General features: G+C 60.3%; 13 protein-coding genes. 7 read left to right on the top strand and 6 right to left on the bottom strand.

The window, feature by feature from the left end; genetic code table 11:
• Window positions 1-43: 43 nt before the first annotated feature.
• Window positions 44-928 carry a transcriptional regulator CynR gene (gene cynR, locus H281_RS0113740; protein WP_020067691.1) on the bottom strand — a complete coding sequence of 295 codons (885 nt, stop codon included), beginning with the start codon at window positions 926-928 and terminating at the stop codon, window positions 44-46.
• 115 nt (window positions 929-1,043) lie between these two features.
• Here cynR and H281_RS0113735 point away from each other — a divergent pair, with 115 nt between their 5' ends.
• The 3 genes from H281_RS0113735 (at window position 1,044) to H281_RS0113725 (ending at window position 3,342) form a co-directional block, all read left to right on the top strand.
• Complete coding sequence (locus H281_RS0113735) at window positions 1,044-1,703, top strand: carbonic anhydrase (RefSeq protein WP_020067690.1); 660 nt, start codon at window positions 1,044-1,046, stop codon at window positions 1,701-1,703.
• A gap of 28 nt (window positions 1,704-1,731) precedes the next feature.
• Complete coding sequence (gene cynS, locus H281_RS0113730; RefSeq protein WP_020067689.1) at window positions 1,732-2,202, top strand: cyanase; 471 nt, start codon at window positions 1,732-1,734, stop codon at window positions 2,200-2,202.
• A gap of 102 nt (window positions 2,203-2,304) precedes the next feature.
• Window positions 2,305-3,342, top strand: a complete 1,038-nt coding sequence (locus H281_RS0113725; protein ID WP_020067688.1) for an MBL fold metallo-hydrolase — start codon at window positions 2,305-2,307, stop codon at window positions 3,340-3,342.
• A 157-nt stretch (window positions 3,343-3,499) separates the two neighbouring features.
• On the opposite strand, the gene H281_RS0113720 is transcribed toward H281_RS0113725, so the two are convergent.
• On the bottom strand, window positions 3,500-3,820 hold the full coding sequence (locus H281_RS0113720) for a hypothetical protein (RefSeq protein WP_020067687.1): 321 nt from the start codon (window positions 3,818-3,820) through the stop codon (window positions 3,500-3,502).
• Window positions 3,821-4,018: 198 nt separating this feature from the next.
• Entirely contained in the window at window positions 4,019-4,948 is a 930-nt protein-coding gene (argC, locus tag H281_RS0113715; protein ID WP_020067686.1) for an N-acetyl-gamma-glutamyl-phosphate reductase, read from the bottom strand.
• A 123-nt stretch (window positions 4,949-5,071) separates the two neighbouring features.
• On the opposite strand from argC, the gene H281_RS0113710 reads away from it, so the two are divergent.
• Window positions 5,072-5,956: a LysR family transcriptional regulator gene (locus tag H281_RS0113710; RefSeq protein ID WP_020067685.1), complete on the top strand. Its 885-nt coding sequence runs from the start codon at window positions 5,072-5,074 to the stop codon at window positions 5,954-5,956.
• Window positions 5,957-6,164: 208 nt separating this feature from the next.
• A complete protein-coding gene (locus H281_RS0113705) occupies window positions 6,165-7,193 on the top strand; it encodes a DUF1214 domain-containing protein (RefSeq protein ID WP_020067684.1) in 1,029 nt (342 codons plus the stop codon).
• A 133-nt stretch (window positions 7,194-7,326) separates the two neighbouring features.
• Here the strand turns inward: H281_RS0113705 and H281_RS0113700 are convergent, their stop codons facing one another.
• Window positions 7,327-7,713 (bottom strand): MerR family transcriptional regulator, encoded by a 387-nt coding sequence (locus H281_RS0113700; protein ID WP_020067683.1) that lies wholly within the window; start codon window positions 7,711-7,713, stop codon window positions 7,327-7,329.
• A gap of 86 nt (window positions 7,714-7,799) precedes the next feature.
• On the opposite strand from H281_RS0113700, the gene H281_RS0113695 reads away from it, so the two are divergent.
• Entirely contained in the window at window positions 7,800-8,708 is a 909-nt protein-coding gene (locus tag H281_RS0113695; RefSeq protein WP_020067682.1) for an alpha/beta fold hydrolase, read from the top strand.
• A gap of 25 nt (window positions 8,709-8,733) precedes the next feature.
• Window positions 8,734-9,633: an alpha/beta fold hydrolase gene (locus H281_RS0113690; protein WP_020067681.1), complete on the top strand. Its 900-nt coding sequence runs from the start codon at window positions 8,734-8,736 to the stop codon at window positions 9,631-9,633.
• A gap of 100 nt (window positions 9,634-9,733) precedes the next feature.
• Here H281_RS0113690 and H281_RS34630 read toward each other — a convergent pair whose 3' ends face one another.
• Together H281_RS34630 and H281_RS0113680 are read right to left on the bottom strand one after the other, a co-directional pair.
• Window positions 9,734-11,104, bottom strand: coding sequence for a sensor domain-containing diguanylate cyclase (locus H281_RS34630; protein ID WP_020067680.1), 1,371 nt, complete (start codon window positions 11,102-11,104; stop codon window positions 9,734-9,736).
• 361 nt (window positions 11,105-11,465) lie between these two features.
• Window positions 11,466-12,581, bottom strand: coding sequence for an NADH:flavin oxidoreductase (locus tag H281_RS0113680; RefSeq protein ID WP_020067679.1), 1,116 nt, complete (start codon window positions 12,579-12,581; stop codon window positions 11,466-11,468).
• Window positions 12,582-12,657: the final 76 nt, after the last annotated feature.

Here is a 12,657-nt window from a genome sequence, read left to right as displayed (position 1 = left end):
TTGGGCGACTGCGCACAAAAGCTTGTGCGTGAGCGAATCACGCCTACAGGCTCTGACTCACTTCAGTAGCGACTTCAGCGAACGCGCGCGCAGCGGCAGTTCGGTACGCGCCTTTGCGCCGCAAGAGCGCGGCGGTTCGCTGCGGTAACGAAGGTTCGAGCTTGAGGAGCGACAGGTCACCGTTTTGCCGCGCGATGGCCGCGGGCAATATGGTCGCGAGCTGGCTGCAGCCGACAATCCCGATGACAGCGCTAATAGAGTTGGCCTCTACTGCTATGCGCGGTGCCACGCCGTGCTCGCGGCAGTAGTGATCGATGTAATGCCGCGTGGCGAACGTTTCGTTTAGCAGTACCCAAGCTTCCCGTTCGAAGTCGCGAGGCGTTAGCGCGCCGCGCTTCCTCGCTCGGGGATGCGAGTTTCCGACCACGACAGCAAGCGCCTCGACAAGCAGAGACTCAGTTTCGATATCGGGTGAATGCGTGTCTGCGAACGCGATGCCCATATCCAGCTCGTCTTCGTTCAAAAGTACTTCCATCCGTTCCTGCGACATCTCCTCGATATTCAGGATGATGCCGGGATAACGCTGGTTGAACCTGTCGACAAGCGGTCCGACGAGGTAGGCGGTGAAAGTCGGCGTCATGCCGAGCCGCAATGAACCACGGCTCAGGTCGTGCACGTCGTGAATAGCCCGTCTGCCGGCGTCCAGATCCTGAAGCGCTCGTTGAGCATAGAGCAGCCACGCCGCGCCGGCGTCGGTCAACCGGATTGTCCGGCCACTTCGATCGAGCAATTGCACGCATAACGTGTCCTCGAGTTGCCTGATCTGCTGCGACAGGGTGGGCTGCGAGACATGCAGTGCCTCTGCCGCGCGCGTGAAATTGCGATGCTCGGCCACGGCGAGGAAGTAGCGGATATGTCGGAGCAGCATGGTCCCTCACTATAGGCGTCTCCTATAGAAACCATAATAAACCGGTCTTGGACGCTATGGTTGAACGGATTCATGCTTCGACCATCGGTTCACAACTTGCCGGAGGGGCGAAGAGATGAAAGACATCATTGACGGTTTCCTGAAGTTCCAGCGCGACGCCTTTCCCCGACGCTCCGAGTTGTTCAAGCGACTGGCCACGAGCCAGAATCCGCGCACTCTCTTTATCTCGTGCTCCGACAGCCGGCTCGTCCCCGAACTCGTTACACAGCGTGAGCCGGGAGATCTGTTCGTGATACGCAACGCAGGCAACATCGTGCCGTCGTACGGTCCCGAACCCGGCGGCGTTTCGGCGACGGTCGAATACGCTGTGTCGGCGCTCGGTGTCACCGACGTCGTGATCTGCGGCCACTCGGATTGCGGCGCGATGACCGCAATCGCCGCCTGCAAATGTTTGGACCACATGCCCGCCGTGCGCAACTGGTTGCGCTATGCGGATTCCGCGAGAGTCGTCAACGAGTCACGCGTGCACGGCAGCGAGCGTGAGCGCATCGACTCGATGGTCCGCGAAAACGTGATTGCTCAGCTGGCGAACATCAAGACGCACCCATCCGTGAGACTCGCGCTCGAACAGGGGCATCTCGCGCTGCACGGCTGGGTCTACAACATCGAAACCGGTTCTATTGATGCGCTCGACGGCACGACCGACCGCTTTGTTTCGCTCTCCGAGCATCCGCATGTCTGTGCAACGCCTGCACGACTTTCCCGCGCTGCCTGAATCCTGTTCATCAACTGAAGGAACCATCATGACCCAGTCGCAATTCAGCCAAACCACTCGCCAGAATCTCGCGGATGTGATCATCGACGCGAAGATCCGGAAGAACCTGACCTTTGAGCAGATCAACGAAGGTACCGGTCTCAGCCTCGCATTCGTCACGGCTGCGCTGCTCGGCCAGCATCCGCTGCCTGCCGACGCTGCCAAGGTCGTCGCCGACAAGCTCGATCTCGATGAAGGCGCCGTACGCCTGTTACAGAGCATTCCGGTGCGCGGCAGCATCCCGGGGGGCGTACCGACCGATCCAACGATCTATCGGTTCTATGAAATGGTGCAGATCTACGGCTCAACCCTCAAGGCGCTCGTGCACGAGAAGTTTGGCGACGGCATTATCAGCGCGATCAACTTCAAGCTGGACATCAAGAAAGTGGACGATCCAGAGGGTGGGTCGCGGGCCGTAATCACGCTCGACGGCAAGTATCTGCCGACCAAGCCATTCTGAGTCGACAGTGAAGCATTTTCGGGGCGATGTGACTGCTGCCTGCTAATACGAATCACGTTGGACTTCAGCGGAAAACGTGGTTCGCTCCATGAAAAGGGAGATATGAAAGTGAAAGTACTTGTCAGACTCGGAACGATTGCGAAAGAAGCCGTATTAACCAGACTCGTGTTGGTACTGGTTTCCATCGCTGCGAGTTCTCTGCTTGTTTCCACTCTAGCTGTGGCCGATCCCGTGAGCCCGTCCTCGACGAGCACGAGTGCAACGCCGGATGACTATTTTCATACCGGTGCAGGTGCACGATATCTGCGACGTGCCGATGAAGACATCGTCGTCAATCCTCAACGCGGAAACATCACGGTGCTGATGGGGTCCGGTGGCAACATCACGGTTCTATCGGGCAGGGACGGTAAATTCCTGGTGGACGCGGGCATCAGCAAGTCGCAGCGAAAAGTCCGGGCGGCGCTCGACACCATCGGTCCCTCGCCGCTGAAATACGTGGTCAATACTCATTGGCACTGGGACCATACCGACGGCAACGCGTGGATGCATGAGGCGGGTGCCACTATCGTTGCCCAAAGGAATACCGCAAAGCATTTGACTGAAACGACGCATGTCAATGCGTGGAACTGGACCTTCGACCCGGTGCCGGCAGATGCGCGCCCGACACTCCTGATCGATCACAAGAAGACTTTCAATTTTTCGGGCACCAGCGTCGAAGTGGAAAATTTCGGCGGTGGCCATACCGATGGCGATCTGTGGGTGTACTTCAAGAATGCCGATGTGCTTGCTCTCGGCGACACATTCTGGAATGGCATCTATCCATACATCGACAATGAGGACGGCGGCAGTATCGACGGCGCGATCAATTGGGCCAATAAAGCTGTTGCGCGCACGACTGATCACACGATCGTTGTCCCTGGTCATGGTCCCGTTGGTACGCGAACTCAATTGATCGAGTTCCGGGACATGCTTGTCACGGTACGCAATAACGTGATGACGCTGAAGCAGCAAGGTAAATCGCTTGACGAAATCATTGCCGCCAAGCCGACCGCCGCCTTCGATGCAAAATGGGGGAATTTCGTGTTCAACGGCGATCAGTTCACGAAGATGGTCTACGCCGGTCTGCGATCGGGAAACTGAATTTCGCCGCGCGCCATCGTAGGCGCTAGCTCATGTGCCCCACGACGACGCGTGGGGCGGCCCGCTGTCGCGAGGGCAGCAGTCTTACCGTGTGCCAGATGGCGAACAGCGGGCCGTGACGGTGGCTTCATCGCCACCGATAGTCAACGAATTGCTTCTACTTACCCGATGCCGGCGACTTCACACTCGGCGTCGCCAAGGTGTTGTTGCCGCCCACCGGTGCGGTGGCGCCGGAAGTCGAATCGCTGTTGACGCTGCTCGGCAGACCCGAGTTGGGACGGCCGGACATGCCGCTGTCGGAATTGGTGGTGCCCGGTGTGCCGTAGCCGCCCGTTGCACTATTCACCTGGTTTGCGGGGCTAGCCGTGCTGCCTGCCGAACCGTTCCCACCGGAGCCACCGGCGGCCTGTGCGTAGGCGCCGCCCGACAGCGTGAGTGCGGCGACAGCCGCGAATAAGGCGCTCGTTGCCTTGCTCATAATTTCTGCCTCCTTTGTCAGAGAGAATTGGGACGCAGCCGTTTGCCGCATCCTTAATACCTGTGGAGCAATCAATGTGCCGGGCCTCGCGCGGTGGCAAAAAGATGCATATCCAATGTCCGGCGGGGACCGAGCCATTCCTCATGTCGCACTGCCGGCTGGCACGTGCGGCCGAACGTTGGGTCAAAGCATCGGCCGCTATTGCTGCGTTAGCATCAGGTTCAGGTTCTGAACCGCAGCGCCGGATGCGCCTTTGCCAAGATTATCGAAAACCGCAGAAAGCAGAACGTGCCCGTGATCCACGGCAGGAAATACGCTTAAGCGCATGTCGTTGGTACCGTTCAGCACTTGCGGGTCCAGGTGCTTCTCAGCGCACGATTCATGCAGCGGCACGACACGCACGTGAGCCGCCTCGGCATAGTGGCGTGCGAGGCATGTGTGTAACGTCGCGCCATCCACGCCGGGTGCCAGCAGCCGCAACTGCAGGGGCACCGTCAGCACGATGCCCTGGCGGAACGCCCCATACGCAGGCACGAAGATCGGACGCTGCGCGAGCAGCGCGTGCTGCTGGATCTCCGGCGTGTGCTTGTGCGCGAGATCCAGACCATATACCTGGAATGAAGGCGCGTTGATGGCATCGGGACCTTCATGCTCCTCCACTCCGGCACGCCCGCGTCCGGAGTAACCGGACACCGCATGAATGCTGATAGGGTAGTTGTCGGGTATCAGCCCGGCCTGCAACAGCGGACGCAGCAAGCCGATCGCACCCGTCGGGTAGCAACCGGGATTGGTGACCCGACGTGCGCTCGCAATGCGCTCACGCTGTCCCGACGTCATTTCCGGAAAACCGTATGTCCAGCCCGTCTGCGTGCGGTGGGCCGAACTTGCGTCGATGACTCTGACGGCAGGATTAACGATGGCGTTCACCGCCTCGCGTGCGGCGGCATCGGGCAAACAGAGAATCGCGATGTCGCAGGCGTTGATGGCTTCCGCGCGAAGGCGTGCATCTTTGCGTTCCGCGGCGGCAAGCGTGAACACCGTGATGTCGGTCCGATTGCGCAGCCTTTCATGGATCTGCAGTCCGGTGGTGCCTTGGTCGCCATCGATGAAAATAACGGGAGCGCTCATACGCGAAATACTCCGAGTGGTGGTAATGGGCAAAACGAGCTCGCATGTTCACCGAACCGCTAAAATAGGAAAAGTTGAATTTTATAACCTTGCAATTCAGTTTTCCTGAATCGGGATGTCGACATGCGAGAGATCAGTCTGGACCGCCTGCGTACTCTGATTGCGATTACCGAGCGTGGCTCGTTTGCCGATGCAGCGCGCGCGCTGAATCTGGCGCCGCCGACGGTCAGCCTGCATATCGCTGAACTCGAAAGTCGCATCGGGGCGCCGCTCCTGTCGAGAAAGCGCGGTCAGGTGAGGCCGTCGGCAATAGGTGAGGTGCTAGTGGAGCGCGCGCGTCGACTGCTGGCCGATGCGGAGCAGGCGTTGGACGATATTCAACGCCAGGTGCAGGGGATAGAAGGGCGCGTGCGGCTCGGTGCGTCGACCGGCGTGATCGCGTACCTGTTGCCGCAAGCGCTCGAGGTGCTGCGCGAGAATAACCCTGCAATCGATATTCAGCTTGCGGTACTCACGTCGCATGAAACGCTGTCGCGCCTGGCGGATGGGACGCTGGATATCGGGCTGGTCGCGCTGCCGCAGCCCCGCGTGGCTGGACTCGTGATAAAGCCCTGGCGCCGGGACCCTGTAATGGCCTTCGTCCCCGCGCATTGGCGGTGCCCCGCCCGGGTGACGCCTGAATGGCTCGCCGCTCAACCTCTCATTCTCAATGACGCGACTACACGTCTCTCGCGCCTGACGGCCGAGTGGTTTGCGACCGCCGGGCATCATCCTGCGCCGCGCATCCAGCTCAACTACAACGACGCGATCAAGAGTCTGGTAGCGGCAGGGTACGGCGCAGCGCTGCTGCCCCATGAGGCCACCACGCCAGTCCCCGATCGGCGGATTGTCATGCGTCCACTGCGCCCGGCGTTGTGGCGTCGGCTCGGCATCGCACATCGGGCAGGGTACGTTGAGCGTTCCACTCAACATGTACTCGATGTGTTGTGGGACCTACGATTAGCGTAAACGTTGCCTGGTCATCGAATCTGACATCGGGTTTCATTGACAGCGTGGCCTCGTGTTAAGCGTTTTCTATCACCTGCGATTCGCGTATTTCCTATCTTTCCTGTACCTTATTTACTACATTTAATCCGGTGTGCGAATCATTGGTGACTCAAGCCGGGCCACAAGTCAGTTTCCGATTCAAGTCACTTCCAGCTACTAGCGAGACGTCATGGGAAAACACAAAATCACTTTTGCAGTTGCGATGCTGTCACTGCTCGCGACGATCCAGACTGCGCTTGCACAGTCGGTCCCGGTACCGGTCACCACCGAGAATTTCATTCGTGCGGAATCCGATGCCGAGTTGGCTAAGGTGGTGAAAAGCAATGGATTCGGGAAATTCTTCCACAACAGGGAAATTGCTCCGGTGGACCAGCAGATCGTCGTGCGCGTGAATCGGGATACGCTCTATTCTTCGGCAGTGTTCGATCTCGATGCTGGTCCGGTGACCATCACCTTGCCCGACGCGGGAAAGCGCTTCCGTTCGATGATCGTCATCAACCAGAATCACTATGCTCAGGAAGTCGTGTACAACCCCGGCAGATACACGCTGGACAGAAAGCAGATCGGCACGCGGTATGTGCTCGCGACGGTCCGTACGCTAGTCAACCCGGCTGATCCGGGCGATCTTGCCAAGGCTCATGCGTTGCAAGACGACACCAGGATCGAGCAGAAAAATGTTGGAAGTTTCGACGTGCCCAACTGGGACGAGGCAAGCCAAAAGAAAGTCCGCGACGCGCTTCTGGTGCTTGGGGCAACTCTGCCTAGCGCTCGCAAATCGTTTGGCCGTGAGAGTGACGTTGATCCAGTCCACCATCTCATCGGTACAGCAACTTTGTGGGGCGGAAATCCGGATAAAGATGCCATCTACCTCACCCGGACTCCTTCGAGAAATGACGGTACGACGATCTATAAGATCCACGTTGACCGAGGCGTACCGGTTATTGGTTTCTGGTCGGTAACCGTGTATAACGCGGCGGGACTGATCGACCCGAATCCACTCAACGCCTACTCGTTGAACAACACCACCGCGCACAGGAACGCGGACGGCTCGGTGGATATTCAGTTCGGCGGATGCGACGGGAAAGCATCTAACTGTTTGCCCATCGCTGCAGGGTGGAACTACACGGTACGCCTGTATCGGCCCAAGCCGGAAGTTGTGAACGGCAAGTGGACGTTTCCGGAGGCTCAGCCGGCTTGAGAGAAGTTGGCTGGTGATCGGGAATCGCGCAGATACGCAATCGGACGGGAGTTCGACGGTCCACTCGTTCGCATGAAGAAAACCGCGTCCAATGTTCCTGTTTGACGGCGCTCTCCGTGTGCCGCGGTTCGCGTCAGTCGACGGGCGGCACCGCACCTTCCTGCAAGGTCTTGATGAGCCGCTCGCGCCGCTTTTCGAGGTCCGCGATCTGGCGATCGATGGCTTCGAGTCTTGCCCGCTGGACGTCGGTGATCTGGTCGCAGGAGCGGGCGCCTTCGATTAGAAGCATGCAGTCGGGAAAGCCGCGAATATCGTCGATGGTGAAACCGGTCGCGATCATGCGCTGAACCTGCTTGACCTGCGTGACTGCCTTCTCGGGGAACATGCGATAGCCATTGCTCGCACGTACCGAGGCAAGCAGACCGTGTTCGTCGTAATGCCGGATTGATCGCACGCTCGCGCCGGTGAGTTGCGAGAGTTGTCCGATCGTCAGCAGTTCCTGTGAGGGTGTGTCTTTCATAAAGAGCAGGCTAGCATAATTTGCTTGACCATCACACCAGTGTAAGGGTTGAGACTAGCCGCACTGACACTTCCTCGGGAAAGACAATGACCTTACGAACGTTCCCTCGCTTTCTGATCGCCGTGTTCTGCGCAGCGACACTGTTCGCATCCGCACCCGGCGCGATCGCGGCGCCCACCAGCTATACGGTGACATCGTCGGATGGGGTGAAGCTTGCGGTTCAGGAAAGCGGTGATCCGGACGGTCCGCCCATCATTCTGGTGCATGGGCTGCTCGGTAGCCACCTGAACTGGGAAGCTCAGGTGCAAAGTCCCGAATTGCGCCGATACCGGATCATTACGTACGATCTGCGCGGCCACGGTCTGTCGGACAAGCCGTCCGGCCCAGAGCCATACCACGACGGAAACCGCTGGGGGGACGACCTCGCAGCGGTGATCGAGGGCTCGCACGCGCGCAAGCCCGTCCTGGTTGGGTGGTCGCTCGGCGGTGTGGTGATATCGAACTACCTTGCAAAGTATGGCGATCGCGCGGTCGCGGGTGCCGTGTATGTCGACGGCGTGGTCGAGCTCGCGCCGGTTCAGATCGTCGACCATCCCGATGTGTATCGGGACATGATTTCGCCGGATCTGAAGACGCATCTCGACGGCGAGCGCACCTTCGTCGGCCTGTGTTTCAACCATCGGCCTGACGCCGACACCTTTGACCGGCTGCTCGCGAACGCCGCAATGGCATCGTGGGACATGCAAAAAGAAGTGCCGACAATGACGGTGTTCGCTGCAGAGGGGCTCGGCAAGGCGCGCGTGCCGTTACTCTTCATCTACGGCGGCCACGACGCGCTGGTCGACACGCATGCGACGCTGGCTCGCGCGACCGCGCTGAATCCGCGCATCGTCAGCAAGGTGTACGCGGACTCGGGTCACGCGCCGTTCATCGAGGAAGCCGCGCGTTTCAATCGCGATCTGGCCGAGTTTGTCAGGTCAGCGTCGCAGCAATGAAGCCACGTTTTACGAGGAGATGAGCATGACGCATGGAGACGAACACGACTTCTTTCCGGGCTTCGCGAGCCTCGACGTGGAAGCGGGCAATGTCTCGTTTCGCGGCAGGATCGGCGGGAGCGGATCGCCGGTTCTGCTTTTGCACGGTTACCCGCAAACCCACGTCGCGTGGCGATTGATTGCGCCGACGCTCGCGAGGTCGCACACCGTCATCGTGCCCGATCTGCCGGGGTACGGCGACAGCCGCACCCGCAACGATCAGCCGCGTTGGACCAAACGTCGCGTAGCCAGCGCGCTCGTCGCGCTGATGGGCCGGCTCGGGCACGAGCGCTTCGCGGTGGTCGGGCATGACCGGGGCGCTCGGGCCGGATACCGGCTTGCGCTCGACCATCCTCAATGCGTTGCGGCATATGCCTCGCTGACCGTGATACCGACGCTCGATGCATTCGCATCTATCGACAAGACATTCGCTTTGAACGCCTGGCACTGGTTCTTCCTGGCGCAGCCCGGCGATCTCCCGGAGCGGATGCTTGCGGCTGACCCGGACGCTTATCTCGACGCTGCACTGGCGAAGATGGCCGGTGGTCTGGAGCGGATCGATCCCTTGGCCCTCGACGCCTATCGAACCGCGTTCAGAAGTCCGCATGCGCGCCACGCCATGTGCGAAGACTATCGAGCCGCTGCTTGCGAGGACCTGGAGCACGATGCAAGCGATGCAGCTGCGGGACGAAAACTCGCCTGTCCTGTCCTTGTACTGTGGAGCGAGAGCGAACAGAAGGCCCGAAGCATATTGCCTCTCGACACGTGGTCCCGATGGGCCGCGAATGTGACGGGCAAGGGGCTGCCCGGCGGCCATCTGCTTCCTGAGGATGCGCCAGGTGAGGTCTTGACGTCGCTTCAGGATTTTTTGGTCGGACAGGTCTAACGTTGGCTCCCGTGAAGACCTTGGCGGTCCTGAGATCGATGGACAGCCAGGCGACCCATACCGTGGTTCCGCGCCGGTTCCCGGCCGCCCGCGTAGCGCGTCAGGGCTTAATGACCGAAACGATGGGAACTTCGCTTTCGGAGACCGACTGCCGCTCGGCAATGTCCATAGCTTCGACCACCCGATTGCGACCGCGTGCCTTCGCCCGATACAGGGCCGTGTCTGCCAGCCCCAAAAGGGCGGGCGCCGATTCGGGCGGATCTGGGAAAGTGCTGGCCATGCCGACCGAGACGGTGACGGGGGCCCCGGCCGGTGACGCCGATCTGATCGCAAGTTTCTCGACAGCGGCTCTTAGCGATTGCGCGACGCGTAGTCCCGCCGCCGGTTCGCATGACGGGAGAACCACCACGAACTCTTCGCCACCGTAGCGCGCGACAAAATCGCCCTGCCGCCGCAAGGTGCCTGATAGCGCCCCTGCGACTTTCTTCAGGCAGTCATCGCCGGCCATATGTCCATACGTGTCGTTGTACTGCTTGAAATGGTCGACGTCGAGCAGCAGGACGCATAACGGCTGTTTGCTGACCGAAGCTAACGAAAATTCACGCGCGAACCGGTCGTCGAAATAAGCACGGTTGAAAACGCCGGTGAGGCCGTCGCGTGCCGAGGTCTCAACGAGTTTCCGGTGCGTCTCGGACAGTCGCCGATACAGACCCGTAGTCTCGTAGATCAGCATGCCGAGCACTGCGCTTGACGACACCATCGAAGCGACACGCGCTGCGTACCATCCGACGCTGTATCGCGCGCCCGCCGAAAGGGTGAGTGTCACGTCAATGAGCGCACCGACTAGCGCGACGGCGAGCCACAAGTCCATCAACGAGCGCACGCGGGTTGTCGACACATGAAGCCCCAGCGCCGCGAGGCAAAGCGCTTCGACAATGATCCCTGCGGGGCTGTCCGACAACTGGGTGTACGAACCGGATTTCGCGACCAAGGGCGGGAGGTGAGATTGTCCCGCGGTGGCGAGGATGCACAGTCCGACCGCCACAGCGACGGCGCCAACTGCGACGACTCTAGCAAGAGTGCGGTGCGTCAAGCTCGCGGGAACCGACCGGGCGAACAGGGATGCCGTCACCAACGCGGGAAAGCCGCCGTGCCAGAAAACCCAGATCCATACCGCCGTCTGCGGTCCTGCACCTAACAGGCCGGTAGGGGAGAACACGCCCGGAAAGACGAGCAGCTGGATAGCGGCGACGACACTGGTGAACGAATAGGCGCCGCTGAGCGCCGCGAACAGCAGCCGGCCTGAGACCGCGTATTGTGTCCACAGCAGCAGGGCCGTCAGGGCCTCGGTCAAGGTAACCCAGGTCGAGAACACCGGGAGAAATGGCGGAACTACCGGGCCCGGATCTTTGGCATGTGGCCAGACCAGAACGGCGGCGGCAATCGCCAGCACGGCGACAACCGCGGCCATGACTTTATGTCGGGGCGTGGACGGCAGGTGGACAAGCGTCGTTTGCATTGGAAGAAGAGTCACGAGTGCGGCGGGCGCCACTATAACCCGGCCGCGGCTGGGAACCCTTCGTTTTGACGGCAGCATGCGGGATTTCTTGAGCCCGGGACGCCTTCGAGGCGGTCGCCTTGCCCGGTTTATTCCGAGGCGGTGTTTGTCATTCTTGCCGCGAGGCAGGTCCAACCGGACCTGTCACGCACTCGAGAAAGAGGTCGCGCATACACATGGCGGAACCGTTTCGGTTCTGTCGAACCGCGCGGCGGGAACGACCTCCATGGTGTTTCTACACCTGCGCATAGAAAGTCGCCGAATAAGAGTCTGTCTATCGGCCACCCTCCATCGCAAGTTCTTCGGGCTTGATGCTGGCGATCGGTTGAAGGATCGAACTATCGAATGTCCGGGGTTCGCGCTGCTTTGCCAGCAGTTTCGGCAGATCGGGATTGGCGAGCGCGCCGCGTCCGACCGTCACCAGATCTGCCCCGGCGGCCAGTGCGTTTTCGATTCGCTCAGCCGTGTGCAAGCCACCGTTTGCAGTGATTGTGACCTTGGGCGCATAACGGCGTGCCAGCGTCACGAGGCTGTCGTGCGTGCCTTCGAAGGCTGGTTGCCATGCCTCGTGCTCGGTCACGTGAAGGAAGTCGATGCCCGCATCTGCAAGTGCGCCGAAGATCACTTCTGCATCCGCCTCGCCTCCCGACCACTTCGAACCAAAGTCATTGACCTTGCCTTGCGAAATCCGGATGCCCACGGGCACAGCATCCCCAATGCTGTGCCTGACAGCGTTCACGACATCGACGAGCAGTTGCGTCCGGGCCTTCGTGTCGCCGCCCCAACGGTCGGTCCGACGATTGGTACCCGCAGTCAGGAACTGATCGAGGAGGTATCCATTGGCGCCGTGAATTTCCACGCCGTTGAACCCGGCGATATTCACGGCACGTCGTGCCGCGTCGGCGAAGCCCTGGATAGCCTCATCGATCTCGGCGTCCGTCATCTGTTTCGGCTCGGGATAGAGCCCCTCGCCCCAGTAAAACGTCATCTGTTCACCCTTGGGGCGAACGGCCGATGGTCCGACTGTATGGTTTCGGTAAACGTTGCCTTGACTCAGCGCGCCGGCATGCATGAGTTGCGCGAACACAAGGGTTCCATGCTCGTGCATCTCCCGATTGAACGCCGACCACGCCTTCGCCTGTTCGTCGTCGGCCAGGCCCGGCTGAAACCGGTATCCTTGCGAGAACGCCTTGTCGGTATAAATGCCTTCAGTCGTTACCAGCCCGAAGCCACCTTTCGCGAATCGCTTGTAGTAGTCGAACATGGTTTGGGTCGGCTGCCCGTGTTCCGTGGCCGTGATACGCGTCATGGGCGCGACGGCGATGCGGTTGCGTACTGCGATGCCGTTGCGGTTATACGGGGAAAGGATAGGGGAGGTTGAGTCGTTCATCTGGCCGCTCGTCTCGTGAAGGAAGGTGATTGCATGGTAGGCGGCGAGAGCAGCGGGAAACAGAGCTTTGACCGTG

Origin of the sequence: Paraburkholderia caledonica (assembly GCF_000383275.1) — a bacterium.
GTDB classification, from domain to species: Bacteria; Pseudomonadota; Gammaproteobacteria; order Burkholderiales; family Burkholderiaceae; genus Paraburkholderia; species Paraburkholderia caledonica.
Note: the sequence above shows the minus strand (reverse complement) of the source record. Positions and strands in the feature narration are given on the sequence as shown.